Origin of the sequence: Azospirillum oryzae (genome assembly GCF_900177515.1) — a bacterium.
Classification (GTDB): domain Bacteria; phylum Pseudomonadota; class Alphaproteobacteria; order Azospirillales; family Azospirillaceae; genus Azospirillum; species Azospirillum oryzae_A.
Genome location: NZ_FXAK01000009.1, coordinates 127,084 through 153,148, shown reverse-complemented (window position 1 = coordinate 153,148; position 26,065 = coordinate 127,084). Strand labels below are relative to the sequence as shown.

The following is a 26,065-nucleotide window of genomic DNA, read 5'->3' as shown; positions in this document are numbered from 1 at the left end:
TTCGTCAAGTTGAGACCAGCAGAGACCCGCCTGCGGGAGCGCCCGCTTTCTTTGTGGCTCATCTCGGGCTGCAGGTTTGAGCTTTCGTCGGGGTCGGACAACCGCGGCACAGGACCTTTGGTCCGAAATGCGCCTATGGGATCAATCCCTACCCTCAGTCGCCGACTTGGCCGCTTCTCGGGCCCGTCAGGTCGACACCAGGAAGGTCGCGACCGTTCCCGCGAGATCGACTGCCAACTCCCCGTGCCGTGCCGATGGGCGGACTGCTTTTCGCCCATGACCATGGGCATCGCTCAGCTTGTTGCGGATGCTGGCCAAGCTGTTCACCACGCTTTGGCAGTTGCCGAGGATGGTCTTGAACACCTCTTCGATATGCTGGTCCGGGGCAAGTCCAGACAGCCGAACGCACGCTCGGTCGCCTCGACCAGGCGCTCGCCGACCGGGCGCGGCGCCGGCACCTCGCCGCCGATGCCGCCGGCCGTTCGGCCACCGCCATGATCCGCCTCGACGGCCACCGCCTGGACGCCCACGACTTCCAGCGCGCTCTGGCCGCCCCGAAGCACGCCCAGGGCGAGGCCGCCAGCGCCGCACTGCCGCCGGAGCGCGTGCCCGTCCGGCCCGCGGCGGTCCCGCGGCCAGGGAGAAGGATCCAGGGGGCGTCGTGGCCGCAGTGCGCGCCTCGATCGCTGCCCTGGAGGCGGTCGACCTCGGGGAAGGCGAAGACCTGGAGGACGTGGAAGGCGACGCGGCCGGTGCCGTCTCGCCGCAGCTGACGCCCTGGACCCGGCCCTGGCTGGACGAGCTGTACCGGCGCTGGAAGCGAGTGGCGTTGGCTCTGAACGGCATCAATTGGATCAGAACGTGACGAGGGCGGTGCCTCTCCTACAATCCCGCCCCATCATCCGCAATCACCGCCTCGCTGCAACAACGTCCTGAAACTCTATTCCCCTTCGAACGACACCACCCGCATGTCGCGGCCGGCCAGCAGCGTGCGCCGGGTCCCACCGCAGGCCGGGCATGGCGCGATCAGCGTGTCCGGCGCGTAGTCGGCGCCGCAGGCGTCGCAGCGCGCCTTCAGTGCCGTCCGCTCGATCGCCAGTTCCGCCCCGGCGGCGAGCGTGTCCTCCGTCACCAGGGGAAAGCAGAACAGCAGCGCGTCCGGATCGATGGCGGCGCCCGCGCCGATGTCCACCGTGACACGAGTCACCCGGCGGATGCCCTCCCGTCCGGCGCTTTCGACCACCAGGGTGACGATGCTTTCGCACAATGACAGTTCGTGCATCGGTAAGTTTCCGAAGAAATCTGGGCCTTCCCCAGGGCCAATTCCATGTCTTCACCATAACGAGTGCAAAGGCGTTGATGTAAATCATATCGGCGCATGCAGGCTGGTGATAAGAAAGAGTAGTCTGGTCCAAAAATTGGCGGCCCCGCCCTCCAGACACGGTCAACAGCCGGGCCCTATGCTTTTTTGATCATAACGGGTCAACGATTATGGTCACTCCAACGATGCGGACTGTCCGCATGGCAGCCCCGGGCTCCAGCGGATCGACAACGAACACCCTGTGTTGCCATCCGCCCTGACGGGCGTCCCGAACACGACGGGCCGGATTCATCCCCGGGCCAGTCCCCCATGCCACACGTCCAAGCTCTGGCCACGCCCGGCGGTTCCTCCGCCGTTCCGGCGGCGATCCCCTGTTGCCGCGAGCCGGCCAAGCCACGATCCGAGGAACCAGCCCAACACCGGACGCGCGAGACCGGCAGGCCAGAACGGCCGGAACGCACTCGACAGGAGCGCTGAGAAGCGGAGTCCGCGTCACGGTTATTAGGAGGTCACCCGACCATGAGCATGATGCTGATGATCCATCCGGACAAATGCACCGGATGCCGCAACTGCGAACTCGCCTGCTCCATGGAGCATGAGGGAGACTTTCGGCCGAAAGCCTCCCGCATCCATGTCTACACCTGGGAACGCGAAGGCTTCTCCGTCCCCATGATGTGCCAGCAGTGCAAGGACGCCGCCTGCACCACCGTCTGCATGCCGAAGGCGATGCACCGCAACCCGGCCAACGGCCAGGTCGAGCTGGATCAGTCGAAATGCATCGGCTGCAAGATGTGCGTGCAGGCCTGCCCGTTCGGCTGCGCCTCCTGGGATTTTCTGGGGTCGCAGATCCTGAAATGCGACACCTGCGGTGGCGATCCGGCCTGTGCGACGATCTGCCCCACCCACGCGCTGGAATGGGTCGAGGACACGGTGTCGGCGCAGGCGCGTAAACGCTCCTTCGCCACCAAGCTCAAGAACGCCTTTGCGGAGGTCTGATCATGCACGGCTGGACAGGAAAAATCCTTCGGATCGATCTCAGCACCGGCAAGATCGGCACCGAAGCGCTGAAGACCGACTTGGCGCGCGACTACATCGGCGCCCGCGGCCTCGGCACCAAATACATGTATGACGAGGTGGATCCCGCCGTCGACCCGCTGTCGCCGGCGAACAAGCTGATCTTCGCGTCGGGTCCGATGACCGGCACCTTCGCGCCGTCGGCCGGCCGCTACGACGTGGTCACCAAGGGGCCGCTGACCGGCACCATCGCCGCGTCGAATTCCGGCGGCGCCTGGGGACCGGAGCTGAAATACGCCGGCTACGACATGCTGATCCTGGAAGGCCGCTCACCGAAGCCGGTCTATCTGTGGATCCAGGATGACAAGGTGGAGATTCGCGACGCCGCCCATCTCTGGGGCAAGGACGTTCCCGAGACGACGGAGGCGCTGAACGCCGAGACGGCGACCGACGCCAAGATCGCCTGCATCGGCCCGGCCGGTGAGAATCTGTCCTTCATCGCCTCCATCATGAACGACATGCAGCGCGCCGCCGGACGCACCGGCGTCGGCGCAGTGATGGGGTCGAAGAACCTGAAAGCGGTGGTGGTGCGCGGCACCGGTGCCGTCACCGTCGCCGACAAGGCCGCCTTCCTCGCCGCGGTGAGCAAGGCCAGCACCATGATCAAGGAGCATCCGGTCGGCGGCACCGGCTTGCGCCTCTACGGCACCAACGTGCTGGTCAACATCCTGAACTCGGTGGGCGGCCTGCCGACCGGCAACTTCCAGGACGGCCATTTCGAAACCGCCGACAAGGTGGGTGGCGAGACGCTGGCGGCCAATCAGTTGCAACGGCCGAAGGGCTGCTTCTCCTGCATCATCTCCTGCGGCCGCGCCACCAAGGTCAGCCACCCCAAATACAAGGGTGAGGGCGAGGGACCGGAGTATGAAACCGCCTGGGGTTTCGGCCCGGATTGCCGGATCGACAACCTCGACGCGGTGATCAAGGCCAACTACTACTGCAACGAATACGGCCTGGACACCATCTCGATGGGCGGCACCGTCGCCTGCGCGATGGAGCTGTTCGACCGCGGCATCATCACGCTGGAGGACACCGAAGGTCTGGAGCTGACCTTCGGCAACGCCGACGCGATGGTCGAGGCGGTGCGGCTCGCCGGAATCGGCCAGGGCTTCGGCAAGAAGCTGGCGCTGGGCTCTTACCGGCTGGCCAGCCTCTACGGCCATCCCGAGCTGTCGATGACGGTCAAGAAGCAGGAGATGCCGGCCTACGACCCGCGTGCGGTCCAGGGCATCGGCCTGAACTACGCCACCAACAACCGTGGCGGCTGTCACGTCCGTGGCTACACCATCAGCCCCGAGGTGCTGGGTGTGCCGGTCAAGGTCGACAAGGACAGCATCGACGGCAAAGCGGAGCTGGTCGCCCTGTTCCAGAACCTGACGGCGGCGCTGGATTCGAGCGGATCCTGCCTGTTCGCCACCTTCGGCATCGGTGCGCCCGAATTCGCCGAGCTGATGACGGCGCTGACCGGCTTCGCCTACACCGGCGACAGCTTCATCGAGGCGGGCGAGCGGATCTGGAACCTGGAGCGGCTGTGGAACCTGAAGGCCGGCCTGACCGCCGCCGACGACACCCTGCCGCCGCGTCTGCTGAGCGAGCCGATCGTGACCGGCCCGTCGAAGGGGGCGGTCAGCCGCCTGCCGGAAATGCTGCCGCTCTACTATGGTGTTCGCGGCTGGGACGCCAACGGTGTGCCCACGCCGGAGAAGCTGAGCGCGCTGGCGCTGGCCTGACCCTGTCCGAACCGCCGCCGCGGCCATCCGCCGCGGCGGCGGCAGTCGGGTGGCGGTGGTCGGGCGGCGGTTCCGGAAGAAGGGACTTGTCCCATGAAAATCTCCTATTTCGCGCTGCTGCGCGACGCCACCAAGAAGTCGCATGAGGTGTGGCAGCGTCCGGCGGCGACCCTGCGGGACCTGCTGCGCGATCTGGTCGCCGAATACGGCCCGAACTTCGCCCGCTGGGTCCTGAAGGACGGCGAACTCGCCGGCTACGCCATCATCCTGGTCAACGGCCAGGACGTGCGCGGTCTTCAGGGGCTGGACACGCCACTGTCGCCGGACTCCGACGTCTTCATCTTTCCGCCGCTGGCCGGTGGCTGAGAAAGGGGCTGGTCATGACGTCCACAACGCTCCCCATTCTTCTCCTGCTCGGGGGCTTCGTCCTTCAACTCCTGCTCGCCCGCTGGCTGACGCCGGTCGGGAAAGGGGTGCTCGCGACCGCCGTGGTCTTCGCCTCCTTCCTCGCCTCGCTGACGCTGGTGCCGGCCAGCATGGCCGGCGTCGCGGCGGAGGCGATGCTGCTGCCGGGCTGGGACGGGCCATTCTCCCTAGCCCTGCGCGTCGACGGGCTGGGCGTCCTGTTCATGGTGATGGGCACCGGCATCGGCGCCGCCATCCTGCTGTTCTCGGTCCGCTACATGGAGCATGAGGAGCAGGGCACGACGCGCTTCTACGCCATCATGCTGGTCTTCATCGCCGGCCTGCTGCTGCTCGCCGGCGCCGCCGACATGCTGGGCGCCTATCTGGCGTGGGAGGTGATCGGGCTGTGTTCCTACAGTCTGGTCGGCTTCTGGTACAAGCAGAAGGCGGCGACCGACGGCGCCCGCAAGGTGCTGGTCATCACCCACCTCGCCGGTTATGGCTTCCTCGTCGGGCTGGTGCTGGTCTATGCCCGCGCCGGTACGCTGGCCTGGACCGATCCGGCCGTCGCCTCCGCCTTCACCTCGGGTGTCGCCGCGCTGTTCATCGTCGCGGCGATGGCAAAATCGGTGATGTTCCCGCTGCACACCTGGATCCCGGAGGCGATGAACGCACCGACACCGGTGTCGGCGTTGCTGCATTCCGCCTGCTACGTCAAGGCCGGCGTTTACCTGATCGCCCGCATGTATGTGGTGGGCGGCGGGCAATGGCACGAGGCAATGGGAACTCCGCTGCTGGCGGTCGGCTGCGTCACCATCCTGGTCGGCGTCATCTTCGCCATGGCGCAAACCGACCTGAAGCGGCTGCTCGCCTTCCACACCGTCAGCCAGCTCGGCTACATCGTCGTCGGGCTGGCGCTCGGCACCGATCTCGGGCTGGCGGCCGGGCTGTTCTATTGCCTGAGCCACGCGCTGTTCAAGGGCACGCTGTTCATGTGCGCCGGCGCCATCCAGCACGCCACCGGCACCCGCGACCTGCGCGACCTCGGCGGTCTGGCCTCGGCGATGCCGGGGACGGCGAAGGTGTGGATCATCGCCGCGGCGTCGATCGCCGGCGTGCCGCTGACCAACGGCTTCGTCGCCAAATGGCTGCTGTTCAGCGCGGCGCTCGACAAGGGGCTGCTGGTCGTCGTGCTGGTCGGCTGGATCGGCAGTATCCTGACCGCCTTCTCCTTCCTCAAGGCCACGGTCAACGCCTTCTACGGCGTCCCGTCCAAGGCGCTGCTCGGCCGTCCGGTGCACGAGGCGTCGCCAAGCATGCTGGCCGGCATGGGGTCGATGGCCGGGCTGTGCCTGCTGTTCGGTGTCGCGCCGCAGTTGCTGATGCTGCCGATCGTCGCCCCGGCGGTGCGCTCGCTGGGCTTCGACTGGGCCGTGGAGATGAGCTGGCTCGGCATCCTGACCGACCGCGGCACCATCGCGGTGACCGTCGGCGGCGTCGTGGTGCTGGCCTCGGCCATGCTGGGGCTGCTGGTCTACCGGCTGGCGCAGGCGCCGGCTCCCGGGCTGGTGTCGGTCTATTCCGGCGGCGAGTCGCTGCCGGCCGGCGACCGGCCCGGCGCCGTCGATTTCGCCGAGATGGCGGAAACCGCCTTTCACCCCGTCTATTCGCTCGATCCCGATCCCGGCTATCTCCGGATCTGGCGCGCCCTGACCCGTGTGGCCGGTGCGGCGCAGACCGCGGCGGGCGCCGTCCTTGAGGATCGCCCGCTGCTGCCCATCGGTCTTGTCGCGATTGCCGCGCTGGCCGGCGTGTGGCTGGTCTGAGCGCTGCCGGAGGCATCGACATGGACACGGTCCTGATACCACTCTTCCTGGGAATCGCGCTCGGCGTCGGCCTCTACGCCCGCGCCATTCCGCAGGGCGATCAATCCTGGTGGCGCTTCGCCGCCGCCACGGTCGCACTCGCCATCGCCGCCCGGCTGGCCGGCCATTCTTGGACGGCGACCCTGCTTGCCTCCGCCGCCGAACTGGTGGCGGTCGGCATGGTGTGGAGCGGCGGAACCGACGCGGCGCGGGCCGCCGCCCGCAAATACCTGACGGCGGTGGTCCTCGCCACGCTCTGCACCTGGGCGGCGCTGGCGCTGACCGGCCTCGGCACGTTGCGGCCGGGCGCGGCGTGGGACAAGCTGGCGGTCGCGCTGCTGCTGATCGGCGTCGCGCTGAAGCTGGGGCTGGTGCCGGTCTATTTCTGGCTGCCGGCGGTGGCGCGCGCCTCGTCGGCGATGACCACCGCGCTGATCGTCGCGGTGGTCGATGTCGGCGCCTTCTGCGAACTGCTGGCCCTGCGCGAAACCGCCCCCTGGATCTTCACCGGCTTCGCGCCGCTGTGGATCGGGCTGGGGGTGCTGTCGCTGCTGGGCGCCGCGCTGCTGGCGCTGGCGCAGCGCGAACTGAAGCCGATGCTGGCCTTCTCCTCGATCGACGACATGGGCTATCTGCTGCTCGGGCTGATCATCGGGGGTGCCGACGGCATGGCCGGGGCATGGTTCGGCATTCTCGGCCACGCGCTGGGCAAGATCGTGCTGTTCGGTGCGGTCGGGGCGGCGGAATGGCATCTCGGCCGCGTGGTGACGCTGGACGACCGCGGCCTGTCGACTCCGCTGCCGATGGCGAGCGCCACCTTCATGCTGGGGGCGCTGGGCTTCATCGGCATCCCGCCGACGCTGGGCTTCATCGGCCATTGGCGGCTCTATCTGGCCGGGGCGGAGCTGGGCGGGCCGCTGCTGCTCACCGTGCTCTACGCCTCATCGGCGATGGCGCTGCTGTGCTACGTCCGCGTCATCCACCGGGTCTGGCTCGGTCCGGCGGCCGCGGGGCCTGCAGTCGGGACCGGAGGGCAGCCGCTGCCGCGCCTCGCCGCCGCGGTCCTGCTGGTCTTCGCCGTCGCACCGGTGCTGTTCGGGCTGGCCCCGAACCGGTTGCGCCCCACGCTCGAGCCTCATCCACATGTCGCTGAACTGACTGGCCCGCTGGTGGCCAACCCGCTGGGAGGTGTGAAATGAACCTCATCGAACGGGTCGTCGCGATCTCGCGCCGCCGGTCGCCCTGGATCTGCCGGCTGAACGCCGGCTCCTGCAACGGCTGCGACATCGAGATCACGCCACTGCTCAGTCCGCGATACGACGCCGAGCAGTTGGGCATCGAGCTGCACGGCACGCCCAAGCACGCTGACATCGTGCTGATCTCCGGCACGCTGACCCTGCGCTCGCGCCAGGCGATCCTCGACATCTACGACCAGGTGCCGAACCCGAAGGCTGTGGTGGCGCTGGGATCCTGCCCGTCGTCGGGCAACGTCTTCGCCGGCAGCCCGCTGGTGCTGAGCTGCTCGCTCGACAGCGTCGTCCCGGTCGATGTCTGGGTGCCCGGCTGCCCACCGCGCCCCCAGGCCATCCTGGACGGCATCGCCCGCGCCGCCAAACTGCTGGAAGACGGCGCGACCAAGAGCCAGTTGGCCAAGAGCCGGCTTGCCGGAAGCCAGCCTGAAAGCCGGTGCGGGAGGCTGTCATGAACGCCGTCTGGTCCTATCTGGTCGCCGTCGCCGTCTGGCCCGGCCTGCTGTTTGCCGCCCCGCTCGGCTGGCTGGAGCTGTGGTTCATGCGTAAGCTGGTGGCCCGGCTGCAAGGCCGCCAGGGTCCGCCCTTCTTCCAGCCCTTCTTTGACGTCATGAAGCTATTGGGCAAGGAGACGGTCATTCCCAGGGGCGTCAACCGCGGCATCTTCCTGGCGCTGCCGCTGGTGTCGGTGGCGGCGGTGACCGCGGCGCTGGCCATCGTGCCGCTGCCCGGCAACCCTGTGCCGTCGCTGCCCGGCGACGTCGTGCTGCTGCTGTACCTGATGGAGGTGCCGGTCCTGTGCGAGGTGCTGGCCGGCTATGTCAGCCGCTCGATCTACGGGCAGGTCGCGGCGATGCGCGAGGCGATCCTGTCGCTGGCCTACAATCTTCCCTTCCTGGTCGCCATCATCGCCATGGCGCAGATGGCCGGCAGCTTCCAGATGCGCGCCCTGCAGGAGGTGCCCTACGGCCCCGTCCATCTGCTGGCGGCGCTGACATTCCTGCTGGCGCTGCCGGCGCGGATGAAGCTCAACCCCTTCTCCATCGCCAACGCCGAGCACGAGATCATCGCCGACAGCCACATCGAATACAGCGGCCCGCCGCTGGCGCTGTTCAAGCTGTCCCACGCCATCGAGGTCGTGCTGCTGACCGAGCTGTTCGCCGTCGTCTTCATCCCGGCGACGCCCTGGCCGCTGGTCAATCTGGTGGTCTATCTCGTCGCCGGCATCTTGGTGCTGGGCGGGGTGACGCTGCTGGCGACCACCACCGCGCGGCTGCGCCTGACCCAGGCCTTCCGCTTCTATTGGGTCTGGGGCGGCCTCGCCTCCGCCATCACGATGGCCGCGACTCTGGTCCGGTGAAGGGGGATACCGCAATGGCAATGCTGAAGACCATCCTCGGCAACCTGCTGCGACCGTCGCGCACCCGCGCGCCGGCCGACATGCCGGTCGTGCCCCCGACCTACCGCGGCGCGCTCACCCACGACGCCGGCCGCTGCACCGCCTGCGGCACCTGCGCCTTCGTCTGCGCGCCCAAGGCCATCCACTTCACCCAGGAGCCCGGCATCTCGGTGTCCTGGCATTTCTTCATCGGCCAATGCTCCTTCTGCGGGCTGTGCGAGCAGAACTGCCCGACCCGGGCGATCCATCTGCGCGCCGACATCCCCGGTTCGATGAACAGCGCCGGCGGCGACGGTCTGCGTCTGGAAAGCGTCATCCACCTGCAGCCCTGCACCCGTTGCGGCGCCGCCCATGTCCCGCTGCCTGCGGCGACGATGGACGCGCTGTGGGCAGCGGGTGCGGACGAGGCCGAGCGCGGTTATTGCCCCGACTGCCGCCGCTGGGCGGCGAGCGCGCGCCTGCGCACCGCCTTCACCCCGGACGGTGCCGTCGCGGAGGGAGGTCGCCATGACCGCTGACATCATGATCGCCAACACCGCCGCTGCTAACGGCGATCGCGCGTGCCCGCGCCTGACCGAGTCGCTCCGCGCCATCCCCGGCGTCCGGTCGGTCGACGTCCGCAACGGCGCGCTGTGGGCCGACGCCCCGCTGCTGGACGTGGAGGCGATGGCCGCCGTGATGGCGGCGCTGGGCATCCGGCTCGGCACCGTAACCGCCATTCCGCACCCCGACAGCGCCGAATCGACAGTGATCTACCATTACATCGACGAACATCGGATCATCAACGTCAGGACCTGCACCCGCAACGGCGCGCTCGTATCGCTGGCGCCCAACGTCCGGGCGGCGTCCTGGGCCGAGCGCGAGATCCGCGACCTGTTCGCGGTCGAGTTCCCCGGCCACCCCAATCCGGTCCCGCTGATCCGTCCGGAAGGCATCGACACGGCGACGCTACGCGAGGCGATGTGCCGCCCGGCGACGGTCGCCCGCAAGCCCTCTTCTCCGCTGGCCTCTCCCCTGGCCTCTCCGCCTGCCCCTCCTCCGGCCCGTTCCTAGGAGTTTCCGGCCATGCCCTACAGCTTTCCGCTCGGCCCCTATCACCCGGCCCTGGAAGAGCCCTTCAAGGTCAAGGTGCAGTGCAAGGGCGAGGTCATCGAGTCCGCCACCGTCGAGGTCGGCTTCAGCTATCGCGGCATCGAGCTGCTGGCGCAGAAACGCAACTGGGTCGAGGTCATCACCCTGATCGAGCGTGTCTGCGGCATCTGCTCCAACACCCACGCCATGACCTTTTGCATGGCGGCGGAGACCATCGCCGGCATCGAGTTGCCCAAGCGCGCCGCCCACATCCGCACCATCATCGCCGAACTGGAACGGCTGCATTCCCACCTGCTGTGGGCCGGTGTCGGGGCGGAGGACATCGGCTTCCATTCGCTGTTCATGGAGGTCTTCACCCTGCGCGAGCGGGTGATGGACACGCTGGAGGCAATCAGCGGCAACCGGGTCAATTACGGCATGAACTGCATCGGCGGCGTCCTGCGCGACATCCCCGATCCGGCGGCGCATCTGCCGGCGCTCGACGCCCTGGCCAAGGGGCTAGGCGAGGTCGTCATCCCCACCTTCACCCAGAACCCGACCGCGCTGGCCCGCACCCGCGGCGTCGGCCGGCTGACTAAGGAGCAGGCGGTGGAATGGGCGGTGGTCGGCCCGGTGGCGCGCGCCTCCGGTCTCGACATCGACGTGCGCAAGGACCAGCCCTACCTGTCCTACGCCGATCTGGACTTCGAAAGCGTCGTCCGGCCGGAAGGCGATGTGCTGGCCCGCGTCGTGGTGCGGGCGCTGGAGATGATGGAGAGCGTTCGGCTGATCCGCGAGGCGCTGCTGTCGCTGCCCCCCGGCCCGCTGCGGGCGACCCAGGGGCTGCCGGAGATCCCGGTCGGCGAGGCGACCATCCGCACCGAGGCGCCGCGCGGCGAGGCCTTCTACTACGTCGCCTCCGAAGGCGGGGCCTCGCCGGCCCGCGTCAAGATCCGCACCCCGTCTTTCGTGAACATCCCGGCAATCGAACCGATGGTGATGGGCCAGCCGTTGGCCGACCTGTCGATCATCCAGGCATCGGTGGACCCATGCATTTCCTGCACCGACCGGTAGCGGCAGGCATTGGTGCGAAAGAGCCTGGCCGGTGGCGGGCGGGAAGGCGAGCGGGTATGGAGGCGGCCCACTGAAGCCGAGCCCCCGATGCGGTACAAGGCCAATGAGCCGCGCCGCCACAGGATCGCGAATGCCCGGTACCCGATGCAGAACTGGACAGCCTACCATGGGACGCTGCGCCGGCGTGGTGCCCGACCGGCGTGAGTGACGCCGGAGGCGATCGCCGCCTGGGCGCCGGCCAGGACGGGACGGCGCGCCGTAGATGGAGAAAACTTCACTTGGCGGTCGAACCCGACACGGGTGAGATCATCCTCTTCAGAACTGACGTCCAATGAGGAGGAGGATGCCTCTCTGGTCGGTCCGCTGCTCGACCAGATCGCCCGCAGTCTAGTCCCGCTCCGGCCGCTCATGCCATGACGTCGGCCGTCTCCCGGATAGGTGAAAGGCGGGTTGCCGACGGGCTTGCGGCGGGGATGGACACGTCTGGCGGTTCGCTTCGACCAATGATGCCAGTTCCGGCCTCTGCACCATCGACGGACGTCTCGTCGTCAGCGTGGGCGACGTGGTTCAGGGCCCAGACTGCGGCTTGCGTGCGATTGGAAACCCTCAGCTTGCGCATGATGTTCTTGACGTAGAACTTGACCGTTGGTTCGCGGATGCCGAGCGCCAGTCCGATCGCCTTATTTCCCTGCCCGTGGACGATCATGTCCAGGATCTGCCTTTCCCGCGGGGTGAGATCCGCATCGGCGTCGAAACCAACCGGTTGATAGTGCGTCTCTCCCGTCAGGCTGAGATCGACAGCAAAGCTCGGAACGACGATTTGGCCGATGAGAACGAGGCGCAGGGACAGGACCAGTGCGTCCGCCAGCAGGTCGGGACCGAGTACGCCGTGAGCGCCCAGCCGCAGCAGATCAAGGGCCTGTTCGCGCGAGGCATGGCGCAAGAGGAAGACGATCGGCGACCGTGGGAAGCGGGCGTTCAGATCAACGAAGACGGACGCCTCGTTGCCTTCCACGGCGTCAACCAGGATCAGGTTCGGTACGGTGCACCAACGCGACGATTCCACCGCACCGTCCGCTTCCATGCTAACCAGTAATTGAGATCCGATCAGAGACTTTATGCCGGCGCGGAACAGCTTGCTTTCCGCGACGATCGCAACGCATTCGTTGGTCACGGGAACACCTCCATCGCATTACACCCGAGAAACTCGACCAATGCGAAAAGGTAAAGAGTTCTGTAAAATTAATGGGAAAAGCGCGCGGAATCAGTGGAATTGTAATCTGTAGTTTCAGCTATGTTCATCGGCTTAGCCAATAAGGAAGCGCTCTGCATTTCAGGCCATTTCTGTGTACCGCTCCCGTCGCGGTTTACTGCCCGCGATACGAGAAAGATTCAATTGACACACCTCTTGTGGCGGGCGGATGCTGTGCAATAGATTGCAACCAATGGTAAAATCATTTCCCGTTGCGCGCCGGCTCTTGAGCAGCGGGAAGCGGGAGCCTCAGCGATGCCCGGAACGTTCCCCGACTCAGCTCGAGATGGCCGTATCCGACGCTCGCTTGAAATTGATCGATGTTGAGGGAGGCGGGGGCGCCGGGCGTCACGATGGCCTGATGGATCTGTGCGGCCTCCTCATGAAGAGCCACATGGATCGCGGCAAGAGCATCCGGCTGCTGCCAGAGGACACTGGACAGCAGTGCCACAAGCAGATCAGGGGTCTGCTCCACCGTCCACTGTTCCGGCGGAATGGTCGTCACGAATTCCGTCGCCGCATCAGGCGAAAGCGAAATGCCGATGCGCAGCAATGCGGCGACGGCTCGACCGTCCGTAGCCCGTCCTGCCCCCGCGTTCGGGTCCGGCCGTTGGGCCTGGGAAACCGCGCAAAATCCGCGCTCCTGTGCGACGGCGCAGACCCCCGGCGGGCCGCTTTGCCGGATGATGGAGTGGTTTCCGGACATTGATGCGCTCCTGCATTGGCAGGCGTCCGCCCGCACGTCTGCCTGTACAGGGGCGGACGCGACAAGCGCGGCGATCACCGCGATGGCGAGGACCGACTGTGCCATGGCTCACCTATCGGCTGCTGACCTTGATGGTTGCGCCGACACCGGTCTGGGTGATCTTGGTGCCGTTGGTCAGGGTGACGCCCTGACTGTCGAAGCTGTTGCCAACTCCAAGCTGCACGACCTCGTAGTTCTGTCCGCCGGTCTGTTCGATGGTCGCCTTGTTCCAGGCTCCCTGCTGTGTCGTCTGTGCGGAATTGTCCTGGCCGCTCTGGCTTACCGTCGAGGTGTTGTCCCGTCCGATCTGGACCTGGACCACCGTATTCCGCATGCCGCGTTGCGAGGCGATGACCAGATTGGCGCTGCCGAGTTGGCGTTGTTTGGCGGCATTGCTCTCGCCCTCCTGCCGCAGCAGGGCGGTATTGCCGTTCACCTCCTGCTGCTGGCTGCCACTGTTCGAGCTTCCTGATTGCACGGCGCGGGCATAGTTGCCTGTGCCGCTCTGCTCCTGGATCAGATAGTTGTCGGCCCCGCTCTGCAGGATGGCGGCAGTGTTTTCGCCGGTCTGTCGCTGGGACGCCCAGTTGTTGGCTCCGCTCTGGATGACGCTTGCCCAGCGTCCATCGCGGGCACGGGCGGGGTCGTAGGCCACCTGATCGACGTAGGCCACGCCACCGGCGAAGGCCGGCGCGGCCGCCATCAACAGCGAGAGCAGTGCGAGGGATAGCATGGGTCTGCACATGGCTCCTCTCCTCGATGCGTGGGATTCCTTCGGGCCGCCGCGCGCCCGCGCCACCATGCATGCGGCGCCTAGGCCGACGGCCCGGGGGAGGGGGCCTCCCTCTCCCAGGCCAGTCCCGGCCAGCATCATCTACTTCTGGAACTGCGTGCTGTAGTTGTGCATTCCAAGCTGGTTCGCGACCGCCTTGTTGCCGTCGCTCTGCTGGTTCTGGTACGCGGTGTTCGCGATGCCTTTCTGCACGACGAGCGCCTCGTTGTCCCGGCCCACCTGCAGCTGCGAAGCGAAGTTGTCGACACCGCCCCAGCCGAAGCCGGTCTGCAGGATCTGAGCGTCGTTGCGATCGCCGGTCTGCGACTGGTACGCGGTGTTGTGCAGGCCGAGCTGGTCGATGCGGGCGAAGTCGCCATCACCGTTCTGCATCTGGTTCGCGTAGTTCCACGAGCCGTTCTGCGTTACCGCCGCGTCGTTCAGCTTGCCCTTCTGGTCGGCATAGGCGGTGTTCTTGTCGCCTTTCTGCCAGTTGCGGGACAGGTTGTCGCGGCCGACCTGGCTTTGCGCGTTGAAGTTGCCGTCGCCGATCTGATCGACATAGGCTTCGTTCGAGCCGTTCACCGGGGTCCACGGGAAGCCCGAGTCACCACCGCCGGGGCCACCTGCCATCGCCGCACCGGCGGCAAACACAGAGATCATGGCGGCGGAGGCAAAGAGATAAGCTTTCATGATTGGCTCCTTGGGTTCGCGTTACGTCGACGGAACTGGGTCCGCACACGCGGACCATGCCCAATGCCTCAGTTCCACCGTTGACATCTTTGAATGGGCAAACGAATACTTTTGGTGCAAATATTTTTTAAAAAGCTGCCGCCGGCGCCGGGGGAATGTGCCGGCGGCAGTTCCCGATCACCTCTGGATGGACGGGGGGATCGGGCTCCGGCTGTGATCGCCGGGAAGGACGTAAACCGGGGCGGAACTCTGGGGCGGGAGTTGGTTGGGCGCCGAGGGGGCGACCTTCTGTTCCTCTGCTTCCGCCCCTGGGGTCGGTGTTTGTTTGGGTGGCGGGGCGACCGTGACCGGTGCCGCGCCACTGCCGTTTCCGGCCACGTTCGGGTTGTGGATCACAGTCACGTTGTAGGCGCCGTCGCGGTCCCGCAGGTATTTCGGCACGAGCCGTGCCGCCGCGTCGGGATCGCGGAAGGACCAGTAGCCGTCGATGACGCCTTCCAGCACCAGATCATGCACGCCCTTCTCGATGGCCTGCTTGACCGCAAGCGTTGCCGGTTCGTTGGTGGTGACGCCCGCCTCGATCTCCAGAAGATCCTTGTAGCCGATGTAGCGGAAAGCGCTGCCATCGAGTGCGGCCGAATAGATCGTCTTGCTGACGTTCACGGATTTGAGCACTTCGCCGGTCTGCACCGAGACGGCACGGATATAGACGGTCACGGTGTCACGGCGGTATTTTACATCACCGCCGACGCCCAGAAAGCGGGCTCCGAAACCACCGGTCAGCGTGTTGCTGTCGTACCCGATGATGCCGCCGTCGACGAGCAGTCCCGCATAGAGCAGCGGCGGCAGGGGCGGCAGATTGTCGCCGCCGTAGGCCTGCCGGGTCTGGCGGATGATCTGCCGTTCCTGAAGCAGCTGCGGCAATGAACTGCGCTCGACGACCTTGAACCAGCTCTTGTCGCCGACGCGCTTCAGCGCGTTGATCAGCACCGCGTTCCCACCCTGGGTGACGGCACGAGAGTATTCGCTGAAGTTGTCGTTCGGCTTGTTCTGGCCGGTCTGGTCGGTGAAGCTGTAAACGGCGACGGTGAGCGACCGGGCCGGCGGCGGCAGGGTCAGCAGTTCATCCAGGCTCTGCGTCCGGTGCTCGGGGAGAGGCTGTTCGGTGAATGCGTTCTCCGGGCGGACCGAAGCGCAGGCCGAGAGGGAAAGAACGCCGAGTGCCAGCACCAGCGCCTGTTTGTGGATTGCAATTGCCCTGGACATGATAACACTTCCCCCATTGTCGAGGACACGTCGGGCCATTCCGGCAACTCACCGGTTGGGCATTTTCATCCCGGCTGGAACGATTTGGTCAGTAGGCCGGCATTTCGATGATTTGCGTGCTCTTGCCGTTGTTGAGCGTGAGCTTGATCTGGCCGTTGACCTGGGTCCACTGGATGGTGGTCCCCGCGACCGATGCGGTGCCGCTCGTCTTGGCGTTCTCGCCGTAGATCTGATCGGCGATCTGGCTGGCCACCCGGCTCAGGACACTCGCCTGGATGGTGCTCGCGAAGGTGTCGAGGCTGTCGGACGTCGCCGCAGTCGAGGATTTTGGATCCTCGAATTTGTTGATCGCGTTGGCGATGCCGAGCAGATGGCTGCTGTTGAAGGGATCGCCGCCGAAGGACGGATTGATCGGTTTGTATTTCAGCTCTCCGGCGCCGGCCGCTCCGGCCAAGGCGACGAGCAGGGCGGTGCTCAGTATCGGGAGCTTGCGGATCTCGCGCATGGCTCGATCTCCAGATCGATGTTGCTTCTTCAGGGGCCAAGACGTCCGGGGAGCGCCCGGACAAAGATGGCCGAGACGAAGGGGGTATGACTGAGCGGGCATCGCCCGGCCTGGACCGGATGGCAGTCGCCCGCTTGTGGAGATCGTTTGGAGAGAGGTTCCCCTCGCGATCCGTTCTTCAGCGGTCTCATGACCCGTCGATGTTCGCGTTGATTGATTTGTACTGCCGGAAAGCGAAATTGTACCGGCATCTTCGGTATCAACGCCGGCTCTCCGCCGTATGGGAGCTGTCAGTGGTCGTCCCTCCCCAAGGCGATCGCGTTTCGCCCCCACCCTGCGGGAGCCACCCGCCGGTTCGCCTTTCTTCCCGTCGCGCTCCTTCAGACGGAGACATCGGGAGGACCCGCGCCCGTCGAAAGGATGGGAGGGAACATGCAGCCCCATCCAGAGAAGGGAGCGCTCCGTCGGTCGGGCATCCGGCTTCCGAAACGGCGCGGCGCACGGGAATCGCACCTATAATGATCCGCGACTTCCTGAATTCTTGAGCAGAGTCGGCGCGCCATGGTCGAACACGCAGACATCTATCGGGCTCCAGGTCCGACCGATCCTCAGGCCAAACCCTTCGACGCCGCCCGCGCGCTCGACGAGCTGTGCCAGGCGCATGAGCGCCTCGACACTCTCCACTACGCCATCTTGCACTGGATCCACTGGTGCCGCATTCCCGACCTCAGTCCCCTGCAAGTGGCGATCCTCTACATCCTGAGCCGGGGGCCTCAGCAGCCGAGCCGACTGGGCATGGCCCTGTTCCACCGCGACCGGCCGCTCGCCTATTCACTCAAGCCGCTGCTGAGCCGTGGCCTCATCGAGGAGCGGCCGCACCGCCATGACGGGCGGGCCAAGCTGCTGCACGTCACGCCGGCCGGCCTCGCCGTCCTCCGGCGTTTCGGAGTCCGCGACGAGGCGATGACGGCGCTCGCCCGGATTCCCGGAGCGCTCGATCGGCCGGCCTTCAAGGATGCTGGTGCCTAGCGGGGAGGGCGTCGTGGCCATGCTTCCGTACACTCCAGGTGCGGGCCGCGCTCTTCATCCCTGGGAAGTCTCCTGGCTTTCTGCCGCCGTCTGCCGAACGGACGACGGATCGTGGCCGCGGAGCACCGCTCCGCTCGCCTCAGGTATTCAGCAGCAAACACACCCATGGTTCGATAGTGGGCAGGATCTCCGTTCGCGAGTTGATGACGCCGAGAGATCAACCCTTTTGGCTCATCGCGCGTCGTACATCACCATTCCCTCGTAAATCCATTCCAGGATGTGGTTATATCGGATCAGCTATCGCTTGACCTGATTGAGCACGTTCATGGTGGCGAGGTAATCCGCCAGCGATCCCAAGACGGGTATGTGAATGAACCGCCCCGGGTTTCCCGGAGTCTATTTGTGTTGAGTCACGCCGCCATGGCGACGTCCTCGACTTGAGCATAGTAGCGCGCTTCGGCCTCGGCAGGTGGAATGTTGCCGATGGGTTTGAGCAAGCGCCGGTGGTTGAACCAGTCCACCCATTCGAGAGTGGCGAACTCGACGGCCTCCAGGGTGCGCCATGGTCCCCGGCGGCGGATCACCTCGGTCTTGCAGAGGCCGTTGATGGTCTCGGCCAAGGCGTTGTCATAGGAATCGCCGACGCTGCCCACGGAGGGCTTGACGCCGGCCTCGGTGAGGCGATTGGTGTACCGAATGGCAAGGTATTGCGACCCGCGGTCGCAATGGTGGATGAGGCCGCTGCCCTTGGCCGGCCGACGGTCGCGGAGCGCCTGTTCCAGAGCGTCGAGGACGAAGCCGGCGTGTGCCGTGCGCGACACCCGCCAGCCTACGATGCGACGGGCACAGGTGTCGATAACGAAGGCCACGTAGACGAAGCTCTGCCACGTGGCCACGTACATGAAATCCGCCACTCACAAAGCATTCGGGCGGGGCGCCTGGAATTGACGGTTCACTCGGTCCTGCGGACAGGGCGCCGCCTTGTCACTGCTTGTGGTGCGCACCGCCTTGCCGCGTGTCGCGCCCTTCAGGCCCATTTGGCGCATCAGCCGCGCCACCGTGCCCCGTCGATGCCCTCCCGCCCCAGCTGTCGCCATACTTTCCTCACCCCATAGACCTGGAAGTTTTCATTCCAGACCCGTCGGATAGCCAAACTCAGCTCCGCGTCGCTTCGTGAGCGGGCCGGGGCCTTGGCCGGATCAGCCGTCCGGGCGGCATGGGCGCGGTAGGTCGACGGGGCGATCGGCAGAACCTCGGCAAGATCGGCTCGACCCCGTGGACGGCGCGGTGCGCGTCGATGAAGGCGATCATTTCCTGAACGGGCGGTCGAGCTCCGCCTGAGCAAAAATAGGCCGACGCCTTGCGGAGGATCTCGTTCGCCTGGCGCAGTTCCCGGTTCTCACGCTCCAGCGCCTTGATCCGCTCCTGCTCGTCCGTTGTCGGACCGGGTCGCTTGCCCTGGTCACGCTCGGCCTGCCGGACCCAGCCCCGCAGCGTTTCCGGAGTGCAGCCGATCTTCGCCGCGATCGAACTGATCGCCGCCCACTGCGACACGTGTTCGCCTTCGTGTTCGAACACCATCCGAACCGCGCGCTCGCGGACTTCAGGGGCGTATTTGGGAGATGCTTGCTTCGTCATGTTGACCCCAGTCTCTCAAGAAACAGGGCCTCCAGGAAACCCGGCGCGGTTCAATCGGCCAGACGCTCTGCGTTGATGTCGAGAGCCCAGACGCGGGCGCCCTCGCGGGCGTAGGCTTCCGCCGTGGCCCGCCCGATGCCCTGGGCGGCGGCAGTGACGATGGCGGTCTTGCCCTGAAGTCGTCCGGACATCGCAGATCTGTCGCTTATGGTGTCGTATGGGGACGCCGGTTAGTAGGTTGCTCTGCCGCCGGACAGGTCGAAGACGCCCGCGGTGGTGAAGGAATTCTCCTCGCTCGCCAGCCAGGCGATCATGGCGGCGGCTTCCGCCAGCTCCAGGAACCGGCGACGCGGAATCTTGCCCAGCATGTACCGGATGTGCTCCGGCGACTGTTCCATGGCGCCGGGAGTGCGGGCCACCGCCGGGGTCACGCAGTTGACGGCGATGTCATGGCCGGCCAGTTCCTTTCCCAGCGACTTGGTGATCGCGATGACGGCGGCCTTGGCGGCGCTGTAAGCGGCGGCGTTGGGGTTGCCCTCCTTGCCGGCAATCGAGGCGATGTTGACGATGCGGCCGTAGTTGCGCGCGATCATGCCAGGCACCACGGCGCGACAGCAGTGGAAGGTGCCGTTGACGTCGACGTCGATGACGCTGCGCCACGCGTCCAGCGGATAGTCGGCCAGCGTGAGGTTGGGGCCGACGATGGCGGCGTTGTTGATCAGGATGTCGATTCCGCCGAGTGCGGCCGTTGTATCCTCGACCGCCGCCGTGACGCTGTCGTAGTCGGCGATGTCGACGCGCACGGTGTGGACCGCCGCGCCGCCTTCCGCCAGGAGGCTGTCACGGGCGGCGGCCAGCCCGGCCTCATTGACGTCCCAGAGGACGAGGCGGGCACCCGACGCGATCAGGCGCTGGCCGACGGCGTAGCCGATGCCCTGCGCGCCGCCGGTGACCACGGCGACCCGCCCGTCGAGGGTGATGCGGTTCGTCTGCACGATGGTGGTTCCTTATCTGGAAGTGCCGATCAGGCGGCGGACTCGACCGTTTGGTTGCCGTCCGGCTGCCAGCGCATCAGGCGTTCCTCGATCACCGACACGGCGGTGTCGAGCAGCAGGGCGAAGACGGTCAGCAGCAGGATGCCGGCGATCACCGAATCGATGTCGAACACCCCCTCAGCCAGCAGGATCATGTAGCCCATGCCCTTTTCCGAACCGAGATACTCGCCGACCACGCTGCCAACGAAGGCGATGCCGACGGCGTTGTGCAGGCTGGAGAATACCCAGCTCATGGCGGAGGGCAGATAGACGTGACGCATGAGCTGGCGGGCGTTGGCGCCGAGCATCCGGGTGTTGGCGAGCACCACCGGGCTGACCTCGCGCACGCCTTGGAAGACGTTGAAGAACACCACGAAGAAGACCAGCGTGACGCCCAGCGCCACTTTCGACCAGATGCCCAGCCCGAACCACATCGCGAAGATCGGCGCAAAGATCAGGCGCGGCATCGAGTTGAAGGCCTTCAGGAACGGATCAACCACCTCCGCGAGGAAGGGGCTGAGCGCCAGCCACAGCCCGATGCCGAGACCCAGTGCCGTGCCGATCAGGAAGGCGATGATGGTTTCCAGCAGCGTCGTGTAAAGGTGAATGAAGATCTCCCCCGACGCGAACCACCCCACGATGCGCCCCGCCACCTCCACCGGGTTGCCGAAGAAGAAGGGCGGCAGCCATTCCAGCGTCGTGCACAGCCACCACAAAAAGATGCCGCCGCCCAACAGCCCGAGACGGGAGGCGAGGACGAGCCCGCGGTTACGCGGGTCAAGAGCGAGTGCGTGCATAGCTTTTCAGGACCTCCCCCCTGAGCACGTCCCAGATGGCGGCGTGCAGTTGCAGGAAACGCTGCGTCATGCGGATCTCCGCGACCTCGCGCGGGCGTTCCAGGTCGATCTCGAACTCCGCGATGGGGTGGGTCGCCGGTCCTGCGGACAGCACGACCACCCGGTCGGACAGCGCGATCGCCTCCTCCAAGTCGTGGGTCACGAACATCACCGACTTTCGGTCGGTCGCCCAGATCTGGAGCAACTCGTTCTCCATGAGCTGGCGCGTCTGGATGTCGAGCGCGCTGAACGGTTCGTCCATCAGCAGGATGCGCGGGTCGAGCGCCAGCGCCTGGGCCAGTCCGGCGCGCTTGCGCATGCCGCCCGACATCTGGTGCGGATATTTGTGCCCGTGCCCGTGCAGCCCGACGCGGACCAGCCAGTCGCGCGCCACCTCCAGCGCCTCCGCCTTCGGTGTGCCGTTGAAAATCAGTCCGGCGGCGACGTTGTCCTCCGCATTCTTCCACGGCATGAGCGCGTCGACCTGGAACAGGTAGGAGGCGTCACGGTTCAGCGCGCCCTGCGGCAGTTCCTGGCCGAAGATGGTGACGCGGCCCGAAGAGGGCCGCATCAGTCCCGCAGTCACGTTGAGCAGGGTCGACTTTCCGCAGCCCGTCGGACCGATGATGGAAACGAACTCCCCCTCGTTGATGGCCAGCGTCACGTCGCGGATGGCGGTGTAGGTCTGGCCGCCGCCTTTCTTCCCGGCGGTCTTCCCGGCGAAGGTGCAGGTGACCTGCTCGAACCCGATCGCCTGCCGGACCGGGCGGGAGGCGGGCTCCCGGTGTTCGGCGGTTCTACGCATCGGAAGGCTCATTGTCCTTTCCCCGCGGCTTGCTGTGAGAATTTCTTGTCGGCGTTCAGTGCGAAGTGGTTGTCGTAGGTCCCCTTCAGGTCGATCGGCGCTGTGCCGATCTCTGGATTGAAGGCGGCCAAAACGTTGCGCACGGTCTGCGCGCCCTGGTCGGACAGCACCCCGGTCTTGGAGATGCAGCGGCGGCTGTTCTCGAAGGCGGTCTGATAGAGCGCCTTGTCGTCGACCAGATACTTGGACGGAACGGCGTCGGTCACCTCCTTGGCGGTGGCGGAAGCGATCCACTTTTCGGCATGCACGATGGCATTGGTCACCGCCTGCACGGTGTTGGGGTTGGCGTCGACGAAGGCCTTGGTCGAATAGAGGCTGGATTCCGGATAGTCGGAGCCGAAGACCTTGCGGTTGCCCTCCTCGGTTCGCATTTCGGCCATCGGCTTCATGTCGCCGCCGCTAACCAGGATAGTCGCCACGGGGTCGTTGACGATCAGCGCGTCAATCTGGCCGGCGCGGATGGCGGCGACCGCTCCCGCCGCCTGCCCGACGCCGATCACCGACACATCGGACGGCTTCAGCCCGGCCTTGTGGACGATGTAGTTCACCGCCATGTGGGTGCTCGACCCCGGCGTGCTGACGCCAATGCGCTTGCCCTTCAGGTCCTTTGCCGACGTGATCGTTGCCTCGTCCTTCTTGGCGATGCCGAAGACCCAGGCCGGGCAGTTTACCTGAGCGGCGAAGGTGACCAGCTTCTGGCCCTTCATCGCCATGGTGATGGTGTTGGAATAGGCGCCGGCGACCACATCCGTGCTGCCGCCGACCAATGCCTCCAGTGCCTTCGATCCGCCGGAAAAGGCGGCGATGGTGACGTTCAGCCCCTCGTCCTTGAAGTAGCCCTTGGACTCGGCGATCAGCAGGGGCAGGTAGGTCACGCCGACCGATGCCGCCGCTATGTGGACGTCGGTCTTCTCCGGTTTGCCCTGAGCCAGGGCGGGAAGCGAAGCGCCGATCAGCAGCGTGGTGGCCAGGGTCGACAGAATCGCGTGTTTCATGATTTTTCCTCCCGTTGTGCTTTCGTCGAGGTATGTCCGTTCATGCGTCGAAGCGGTGGTTCCTTCGAGATTCCCTCTGGTCAGAGCGCCTGGACGACGGCGTCGCCCATGGCGGCTGTGCCCACCATGGTTTTGCCGGGTTGGAAGATGTCCTGTGTGCGGTAGCCCTGGGCCAGTACCTTGCGCACCGCGTGCTCGACCCTCTTCGCCTTGTCCCCCATGCCCAGGCTGTGGCGCAGCAGCATGGCAAAGGACAGGATGGCGGCCAGCGGGTTGGCGATGTCCCGGCCGGCGATGTCCGGAGCCGAGCCGTGGATCGGCTCGTAAAGGCCCATTTGACCGACGCTAGTCCGCCCCTCCCCCAGCGAAGCCGACGGCAGCATGCCGATGGAGCCGGTCAGCATCGCCGCGGCGTCCGACAGAATGTCGCCGAACATGTTGCCGGTGACGATCACGTCGAAGCGCTTGGGCGTCCGCATCAGCATCATGGCGGCGGCGTCGACGAACAGGTGGGTGAGCTCCACGTCTGGATATTCGGCGCCAACACGGATCAACACCTCGCGCCAGAGCTGCATGGTCTCCAGCACGTTGGCCTTGTCCACCGAGCAGACTTTTCCTCGGCGCTGGCGTGCGGCACGGAAGGCGGCGTGGGCCACTCGCTCAATCTCGGATTCGGTGTAGCGCATCGTGTTGACGCCATAGCGCTGCCCCGACGCGTCGGTTTCGATGCCGCGAGGCTGGCCGAAATAGATGTCGCCGGTCAGCTCGCGCAGGATGACGAGGTCGACGCCCTCGACCACTTCCGGCTTGAACGAGGAGGCGCCGACCAACTCCGGAAACAGGAAGGCCGGACGGAAGTTGGCGTAGAGCTGCAACGCCTCGCGCAGCAGTAGCAGCGAGGTGCCGGGACGCTTGTCGCGCGGCAGCGCCTCCTCGCCGGGACCGCCAACTGCGCCAAACAGAATGGCGTCGCAGTTACGGGCGAGCGCCAGGCTCTCATCGGGAAGCGGCACACCACGGGCGTCTATGCCGGCCAGACCGACCGGCGCCTCCACTGTCTCGGCCTCGGGCAGCACGGCGCGCAGCACCTTGACGGCCTGCGTCGTGACCTCCGGACCGATGCCGTCGCCGGCCATGACTGCGATTTTCACGTGAGGTTCTCCTGGTTTGGTTTCGGGTGTCGCGCTCAGCGTTCCGGCGGGCCGTAGCCGCGCTCGAACGCCGCGATCGCCGCTGATTGCGAAAGGGTGAAGTCCAACTCGTCCAAGCCCTTGACGATGCAGTGCTTGGCGAAGGGGTCGAGGAAGAAGGCGTGGGTGAAGCCGTCGGGGAAAACGACGGTCTGCTCCACCACATCGACCGTCACCCGATCGCCGGGATGGGCGATCAGATGATCGATCAGCTCCTGCACCGCCTCTTCGGGAAGCGCCACCGGCACCAGCCCGTTCTTCAGGCAGTTGGAATAGAAGATGTCGCCGAAGCTGGGCGCGATGGCCGCGCGAATGCCGTAGTCGTAGAGAGCCCACACCGCATGCTCGCGCGAGGAGCCGCAGCCAAAGTTGCGCGCCGCGACGACGATGCGTGCCGGCCGGTAGGCCGGGCGGTTCAGGATGAAATCGTCGATCTCCGTACCGTCGGCACGAAAGCGTCGGTCGGCGAACAGGAAGCGGCCGAAATCGGCGGAGCGCGGCTTTTGCAGGTAACGCGCCGGGGCAATCTGGTCGGTGTCGCAATTGGCCTGCGCGATGGGCAGGGCGACGGCCTCGAAGCGGTCGAGCTGGTCCATGATCAGGCCCCCGCCATCAGACGGCGCACGTCGCTGAGCCGGCCGGTCACGGCGGCGGCGGCGGCCATGGCCGGGCTCATCAGATGTGTCCGCGCCCCGGCGCCCTGGCGACCGACGAAGTTGCGGTTGGAGGTGGAGGCGCAACGCTGCCCCGGCGCCACGGTGTCGCCGTTGGTGGCCAGACACATGGAGCAGCCGGCATAGCGCCACTGAAAGCCCGCCTCGGTGAAGACACGGTCCAGCCCCTCCGCCTCGGCCTGCACGCGGACCAGTTCGGAACCCGGCACCACCCAGGCATCCACCCCGGCCGCGACCTTGCGGCCTTTGACGACCGCTGCGGCGCCGCGCATGTCCTCGATGCGGCCGTTGGTGCAGGAGCCGATGAAGACGCGATCCACCGGCACCTCCTCCAACGGTGTGCCCGGGGTCAGGCCCATGTAGTCCAGTGCCCGGGTCATCGCCTCCCGCCGCTCCAACGATGGTGCGTTGGTCGGGTCGGGCACGCGGCTGGTGACCGGCAGGGCGTCCTCCGGCGTGGTGCCCCAGGTGACCATCGGGGCGAGGTTGGCGGCATCCAGCGTGACCTCATGGTCGAAGACGGCGCCGGCATCGGAGGCCAATCCCCGCCAGCGCACCACGGCGCGGTCCCAGGCCCCCTCCTTCGGAGCGTAGGGGCGGCCGTGCAGATAAGCGAAGGTGGTGTCGTCGGGGGCCACAAAGCCGACGCGCCCACCCGCCTCAATCGACATGTTGCAGAGCGTCAGCCGTCCTTCCATGGTCAGTCCGGCGATGGTGGAGCCGGCGTATTCGATGGCGTGGCCGACGGCGCCGGCCACCCCGATTTTCGCGATGATCGCCAGCACCACGTCTTTCGCGGTGACACCAGCGGCAAGAGAGCCGTCTACCGCGATGCGCATGCGGCGCGGCCGGCGCTGCCACAGCGATTGGGTCGCCAGCACATGGCCGACCTCGGTCGCACCGATGCCGAAGGCGAGCGCGCCGAGCGCGCCGTGGGTGGAGGTGTGGCTGTCGGCGCAGACAATGGTCATGCCGGGCAGGCTCAGCCCCTGTTCCGGCCCGACCACATGCACGATGCCCTGACGTGGATCGCCCAGCCCGAACAGGGTTATGCCGGATTCGGCGGCGTCGCGCGTCAGCGCCTCGATCATCGTCCGGCGTTCCGGATCGTTGATGGCGGTCGCTTGCCGGCTGTGCGTCGGCACGTAATGGTCGGGCGTTCCGAAAATGCGGTCCGGCGACCGTGGTGTCAGCCCGCGCTCGCGCAGCAGGCGGAAGGCGGGCTCGGTGACGTCATGAATGTAATGACGGTCGATGAAAAGCAGGTCCTGGCCGTCCTCCCGCGACATGATCCGGTGGCTGTCCCAGATCTTGTCGAACATGCTCAGGGGCCCTGGATCGGGCGTACATTCGACGCTTGGCTCCACGATGGTTCCTCGTTT

The 26,065-nt window shown here is 66.3% G+C and carries 28 protein-coding genes, 2 pseudogenes and 1 other annotated feature; of the genes and pseudogenes, 13 read left to right on the top strand and 17 right to left on the bottom strand.

Going from position 1 to position 26,065, the window contains the following annotated elements; all coding sequences use genetic code 11:
- Positions 1-186: 186 nt before the first annotated feature.
- The gene (locus tag B9N97_RS36855; RefSeq protein ID WP_143266920.1) at positions 187-591 is read right to left on the bottom strand and encodes an abortive infection family protein; all 405 of its coding nucleotides are present in this window, start codon (positions 589-591) and stop codon (positions 187-189) included.
- Between the two features lie 70 nt (positions 592-661).
- Here B9N97_RS36855 and B9N97_RS36545 point away from each other — a divergent pair, with 70 nt between their 5' ends.
- Positions 662-865 carry a hypothetical protein gene (locus tag B9N97_RS36545; RefSeq protein WP_143266919.1) on the top strand — a complete coding sequence of 68 codons (204 nt, stop codon included), beginning with the start codon at positions 662-664 and terminating at the stop codon, positions 863-865.
- Between the two features lie 75 nt (positions 866-940).
- Here the strand turns inward: B9N97_RS36545 and hypA are convergent, their stop codons facing one another.
- Positions 941-1,282, bottom strand: a complete 342-nt coding sequence (hypA, locus tag B9N97_RS29170; protein ID WP_085091331.1) for a hydrogenase maturation nickel metallochaperone HypA — start codon at positions 1,280-1,282, stop codon at positions 941-943.
- Positions 1,283-1,840: 558 nt separating this feature from the next.
- On the opposite strand from hypA, the gene B9N97_RS29165 reads away from it, so the two are divergent.
- The 11 genes and pseudogenes from B9N97_RS29165 to B9N97_RS36540 all read left to right on the top strand — a co-directional run.
- Entirely contained in the window at positions 1,841-2,317 is a 477-nt protein-coding gene (locus B9N97_RS29165; protein ID WP_085091330.1) for a 4Fe-4S dicluster domain-containing protein, read from the top strand.
- A 2-nt stretch (positions 2,318-2,319) separates the two neighbouring features.
- Positions 2,320-4,125 (top strand): aldehyde ferredoxin oxidoreductase family protein, encoded by a 1,806-nt coding sequence (locus tag B9N97_RS29160; RefSeq protein ID WP_085091329.1) that lies wholly within the window; start codon positions 2,320-2,322, stop codon positions 4,123-4,125.
- 93 nt (positions 4,126-4,218) lie between these two features.
- The gene (locus B9N97_RS29155) at positions 4,219-4,491 is read left to right on the top strand and encodes a MoaD/ThiS family protein (RefSeq protein WP_085091328.1); all 273 of its coding nucleotides are present in this window, start codon (positions 4,219-4,221) and stop codon (positions 4,489-4,491) included.
- 14 nt (positions 4,492-4,505) lie between these two features.
- Entirely contained in the window at positions 4,506-6,356 is a 1,851-nt protein-coding gene (locus B9N97_RS29150) for an NADH-quinone oxidoreductase subunit 5 family protein (protein ID WP_085091327.1), read from the top strand.
- A gap of 20 nt (positions 6,357-6,376) precedes the next feature.
- Positions 6,377-7,594, top strand: coding sequence for a proton-conducting transporter transmembrane domain-containing protein (locus tag B9N97_RS29145; protein ID WP_085091326.1), 1,218 nt, complete (start codon positions 6,377-6,379; stop codon positions 7,592-7,594).
- A complete protein-coding gene (locus B9N97_RS29140) occupies positions 7,591-8,100 on the top strand; it encodes an NADH-quinone oxidoreductase subunit B family protein (protein ID WP_085091325.1) in 510 nt (169 codons plus the stop codon). The genes B9N97_RS29145 and B9N97_RS29140 overlap by 4 nt, the downstream gene beginning before the upstream one ends.
- A complete protein-coding gene (locus tag B9N97_RS29135; protein ID WP_085091324.1) occupies positions 8,097-9,005 on the top strand; it encodes a respiratory chain complex I subunit 1 family protein in 909 nt (302 codons plus the stop codon). The genes B9N97_RS29140 and B9N97_RS29135 overlap by 4 nt, the downstream gene beginning before the upstream one ends.
- A 14-nt stretch (positions 9,006-9,019) precedes the next feature.
- Complete coding sequence (locus B9N97_RS29130; RefSeq protein ID WP_085091323.1) at positions 9,020-9,562, top strand: 4Fe-4S binding protein; 543 nt, start codon at positions 9,020-9,022, stop codon at positions 9,560-9,562.
- Positions 9,552-10,097, top strand: a complete 546-nt coding sequence (locus B9N97_RS29125; RefSeq protein WP_244560990.1) for an NADH-quinone oxidoreductase subunit C — start codon at positions 9,552-9,554, stop codon at positions 10,095-10,097. Before B9N97_RS29130 ends, B9N97_RS29125 begins: the two co-directional genes overlap by 11 nt.
- A gap of 12 nt (positions 10,098-10,109) precedes the next feature.
- Positions 10,110-11,189 (top strand): hydrogenase large subunit, encoded by a 1,080-nt coding sequence (locus B9N97_RS29120; RefSeq protein ID WP_085091322.1) that lies wholly within the window; start codon positions 10,110-10,112, stop codon positions 11,187-11,189.
- A gap of 87 nt (positions 11,190-11,276) precedes the next feature.
- Positions 11,277-11,579, top strand: a pseudogene (locus tag B9N97_RS36540) (transposase); the annotation flags it as partial.
- A gap of 16 nt (positions 11,580-11,595) precedes the next feature.
- On the opposite strand, the gene B9N97_RS29115 reads toward B9N97_RS36540, so the two are convergent.
- From B9N97_RS29115 to B9N97_RS35780, 6 genes are all read right to left on the bottom strand, one after another.
- Positions 11,596-12,363: a LuxR C-terminal-related transcriptional regulator gene (locus B9N97_RS29115; RefSeq protein WP_085091321.1), complete on the bottom strand. Its 768-nt coding sequence runs from the start codon at positions 12,361-12,363 to the stop codon at positions 11,596-11,598.
- Between the two features lie 280 nt (positions 12,364-12,643).
- On the bottom strand, positions 12,644-13,252 hold the full coding sequence (locus B9N97_RS29110; protein WP_085091320.1) for a hypothetical protein: 609 nt from the start codon (positions 13,250-13,252) through the stop codon (positions 12,644-12,646).
- A 7-nt stretch (positions 13,253-13,259) separates the two neighbouring features.
- The gene (locus B9N97_RS29105; RefSeq protein WP_085091319.1) at positions 13,260-13,919 is read right to left on the bottom strand and encodes a hypothetical protein; all 660 of its coding nucleotides are present in this window, start codon (positions 13,917-13,919) and stop codon (positions 13,260-13,262) included.
- 141 nt (positions 13,920-14,060) lie between these two features.
- Positions 14,061-14,651 (bottom strand): hypothetical protein, encoded by a 591-nt coding sequence (locus B9N97_RS29100; RefSeq protein WP_085091318.1) that lies wholly within the window; start codon positions 14,649-14,651, stop codon positions 14,061-14,063.
- A 177-nt stretch (positions 14,652-14,828) separates the two neighbouring features.
- A complete protein-coding gene (locus B9N97_RS29095) occupies positions 14,829-15,917 on the bottom strand; it encodes a CsgG/HfaB family protein (protein WP_143266917.1) in 1,089 nt (362 codons plus the stop codon).
- 88 nt (positions 15,918-16,005) lie between these two features.
- Positions 16,006-16,422, bottom strand: coding sequence for a curli assembly protein CsgF (locus B9N97_RS35780; protein ID WP_167393416.1), 417 nt, complete (start codon positions 16,420-16,422; stop codon positions 16,006-16,008).
- 561 nt (positions 16,423-16,983) lie between these two features.
- Between B9N97_RS35780 and B9N97_RS29085 the strand changes: the two genes are divergently transcribed.
- On the top strand, positions 16,984-17,451 hold the full coding sequence (locus B9N97_RS29085) for a winged helix DNA-binding protein (protein WP_085091315.1): 468 nt from the start codon (positions 16,984-16,986) through the stop codon (positions 17,449-17,451).
- Positions 17,452-17,861: 410 nt separating this feature from the next.
- On the opposite strand, the pseudogene B9N97_RS29080 reads toward B9N97_RS29085, so the two are convergent.
- From B9N97_RS29080 to leuC, 9 genes and pseudogenes are all read right to left on the bottom strand, one after another.
- Positions 17,862-19,089, bottom strand: a pseudogene (locus B9N97_RS29080) (IS3 family transposase).
- Positions 18,686-18,805, bottom strand: a sequence feature (AL1L pseudoknot). Its footprint overlaps the pseudogene before it by 120 nt.
- A 50-nt stretch (positions 19,090-19,139) precedes the next feature.
- Positions 19,140-19,280, bottom strand: a complete 141-nt coding sequence (locus B9N97_RS29075; RefSeq protein ID WP_208621300.1) for an SDR family NAD(P)-dependent oxidoreductase — start codon at positions 19,278-19,280, stop codon at positions 19,140-19,142.
- Between the two features lie 39 nt (positions 19,281-19,319).
- On the bottom strand, positions 19,320-20,084 hold the full coding sequence (locus tag B9N97_RS29070; RefSeq protein WP_085091314.1) for an SDR family NAD(P)-dependent oxidoreductase: 765 nt from the start codon (positions 20,082-20,084) through the stop codon (positions 19,320-19,322).
- A 29-nt stretch (positions 20,085-20,113) separates the two neighbouring features.
- Positions 20,114-20,920 carry an ABC transporter permease gene (locus B9N97_RS29065; RefSeq protein WP_085091313.1) on the bottom strand — a complete coding sequence of 269 codons (807 nt, stop codon included), beginning with the start codon at positions 20,918-20,920 and terminating at the stop codon, positions 20,114-20,116.
- Entirely contained in the window at positions 20,901-21,776 is an 876-nt protein-coding gene (locus B9N97_RS29060; protein ID WP_244560989.1) for an ABC transporter ATP-binding protein, read from the bottom strand. Before B9N97_RS29060 ends, B9N97_RS29065 begins: the two co-directional genes overlap by 20 nt.
- Complete coding sequence (locus B9N97_RS29055) at positions 21,773-22,819, bottom strand: ABC transporter substrate-binding protein (RefSeq protein ID WP_085091312.1); 1,047 nt, start codon at positions 22,817-22,819, stop codon at positions 21,773-21,775. Before B9N97_RS29055 ends, B9N97_RS29060 begins: the two co-directional genes overlap by 4 nt.
- Positions 22,820-22,899: 80 nt before the next feature.
- Positions 22,900-23,955, bottom strand: a complete 1,056-nt coding sequence (gene leuB, locus B9N97_RS29050) for a 3-isopropylmalate dehydrogenase (protein ID WP_208621340.1) — start codon at positions 23,953-23,955, stop codon at positions 22,900-22,902.
- Between the two features lie 50 nt (positions 23,956-24,005).
- Positions 24,006-24,605 carry a 3-isopropylmalate dehydratase small subunit gene (leuD, locus tag B9N97_RS29045; RefSeq protein ID WP_085091310.1) on the bottom strand — a complete coding sequence of 200 codons (600 nt, stop codon included), beginning with the start codon at positions 24,603-24,605 and terminating at the stop codon, positions 24,006-24,008.
- A 2-nt stretch (positions 24,606-24,607) separates the two neighbouring features.
- On the bottom strand, positions 24,608-26,005 hold the full coding sequence (gene leuC / locus B9N97_RS29040; RefSeq protein WP_085091309.1) for a 3-isopropylmalate dehydratase large subunit: 1,398 nt from the start codon (positions 26,003-26,005) through the stop codon (positions 24,608-24,610).
- Between the last annotated feature and the right edge of the window lie 60 nt (positions 26,006-26,065).

Bases quoted from the DNA above. Each gene is read 5' to 3' on its own strand.
- hypA (WP_085091331.1), bottom strand. From the start codon at position 1,282: ATGCACGAACTGTCATTGTGCGAAAGCATCGTCACCCTGGTGGTCGAA.
- B9N97_RS29165 (WP_085091330.1), top strand. From the start codon at position 1,841: ATGAGCATGATGCTGATGATCCATCCGGACAAATGCACCGGATGCCGC.
- B9N97_RS29160 (WP_085091329.1), top strand. From the start codon at position 2,320: ATGCACGGCTGGACAGGAAAAATCCTTCGGATCGATCTCAGCACCGGC.
- B9N97_RS29155 (WP_085091328.1), top strand. From the start codon at position 4,219: ATGAAAATCTCCTATTTCGCGCTGCTGCGCGACGCCACCAAGAAGTCG.
- B9N97_RS29150 (WP_085091327.1), top strand. From the start codon at position 4,506: ATGACGTCCACAACGCTCCCCATTCTTCTCCTGCTCGGGGGCTTCGTC.
- B9N97_RS29145 (WP_085091326.1), top strand. From the start codon at position 6,377: ATGGACACGGTCCTGATACCACTCTTCCTGGGAATCGCGCTCGGCGTC.
- B9N97_RS29140 (WP_085091325.1), top strand. From the start codon at position 7,591: ATGAACCTCATCGAACGGGTCGTCGCGATCTCGCGCCGCCGGTCGCCC.
- B9N97_RS29135 (WP_085091324.1), top strand. From the start codon at position 8,097: ATGAACGCCGTCTGGTCCTATCTGGTCGCCGTCGCCGTCTGGCCCGGC.
- B9N97_RS29130 (WP_085091323.1), top strand. From the start codon at position 9,020: ATGGCAATGCTGAAGACCATCCTCGGCAACCTGCTGCGACCGTCGCGC.
- B9N97_RS29125 (WP_244560990.1), top strand. From the start codon at position 9,552: ATGACCGCTGACATCATGATCGCCAACACCGCCGCTGCTAACGGCGAT.
- B9N97_RS29120 (WP_085091322.1), top strand. From the start codon at position 10,110: ATGCCCTACAGCTTTCCGCTCGGCCCCTATCACCCGGCCCTGGAAGAG.
- B9N97_RS29110 (WP_085091320.1), bottom strand. From the start codon at position 13,252: ATGGCACAGTCGGTCCTCGCCATCGCGGTGATCGCCGCGCTTGTCGCG.
- B9N97_RS29105 (WP_085091319.1), bottom strand. From the start codon at position 13,919: ATGCTATCCCTCGCACTGCTCTCGCTGTTGATGGCGGCCGCGCCGGCC.
- B9N97_RS29100 (WP_085091318.1), bottom strand. From the start codon at position 14,651: ATGAAAGCTTATCTCTTTGCCTCCGCCGCCATGATCTCTGTGTTTGCC.
- B9N97_RS29095 (WP_143266917.1), bottom strand. From the start codon at position 15,917: ATGTCCAGGGCAATTGCAATCCACAAACAGGCGCTGGTGCTGGCACTC.
- B9N97_RS35780 (WP_167393416.1), bottom strand. From the start codon at position 16,422: ATGCGCGAGATCCGCAAGCTCCCGATACTGAGCACCGCCCTGCTCGTC.
- B9N97_RS29085 (WP_085091315.1), top strand. From the start codon at position 16,984: ATGGTCGAACACGCAGACATCTATCGGGCTCCAGGTCCGACCGATCCT.
- B9N97_RS29075 (WP_208621300.1), bottom strand. From the start codon at position 19,280: ATGTCCGGACGACTTCAGGGCAAGACCGCCATCGTCACTGCCGCCGCC.
- B9N97_RS29065 (WP_085091313.1), bottom strand. From the start codon at position 20,920: ATGCACGCACTCGCTCTTGACCCGCGTAACCGCGGGCTCGTCCTCGCC.
- B9N97_RS29060 (WP_244560989.1), bottom strand. From the start codon at position 21,776: ATGAGCCTTCCGATGCGTAGAACCGCCGAACACCGGGAGCCCGCCTCC.
- B9N97_RS29055 (WP_085091312.1), bottom strand. From the start codon at position 22,819: ATGAAACACGCGATTCTGTCGACCCTGGCCACCACGCTGCTGATCGGC.
- leuB (WP_208621340.1), bottom strand. From the start codon at position 23,955: ATGGCCGGCGACGGCATCGGTCCGGAGGTCACGACGCAGGCCGTCAAG.
- leuD (WP_085091310.1), bottom strand. From the start codon at position 24,605: ATGGACCAGCTCGACCGCTTCGAGGCCGTCGCCCTGCCCATCGCGCAG.
- leuC (WP_085091309.1), bottom strand. From the start codon at position 26,005: ATGTTCGACAAGATCTGGGACAGCCACCGGATCATGTCGCGGGAGGAC.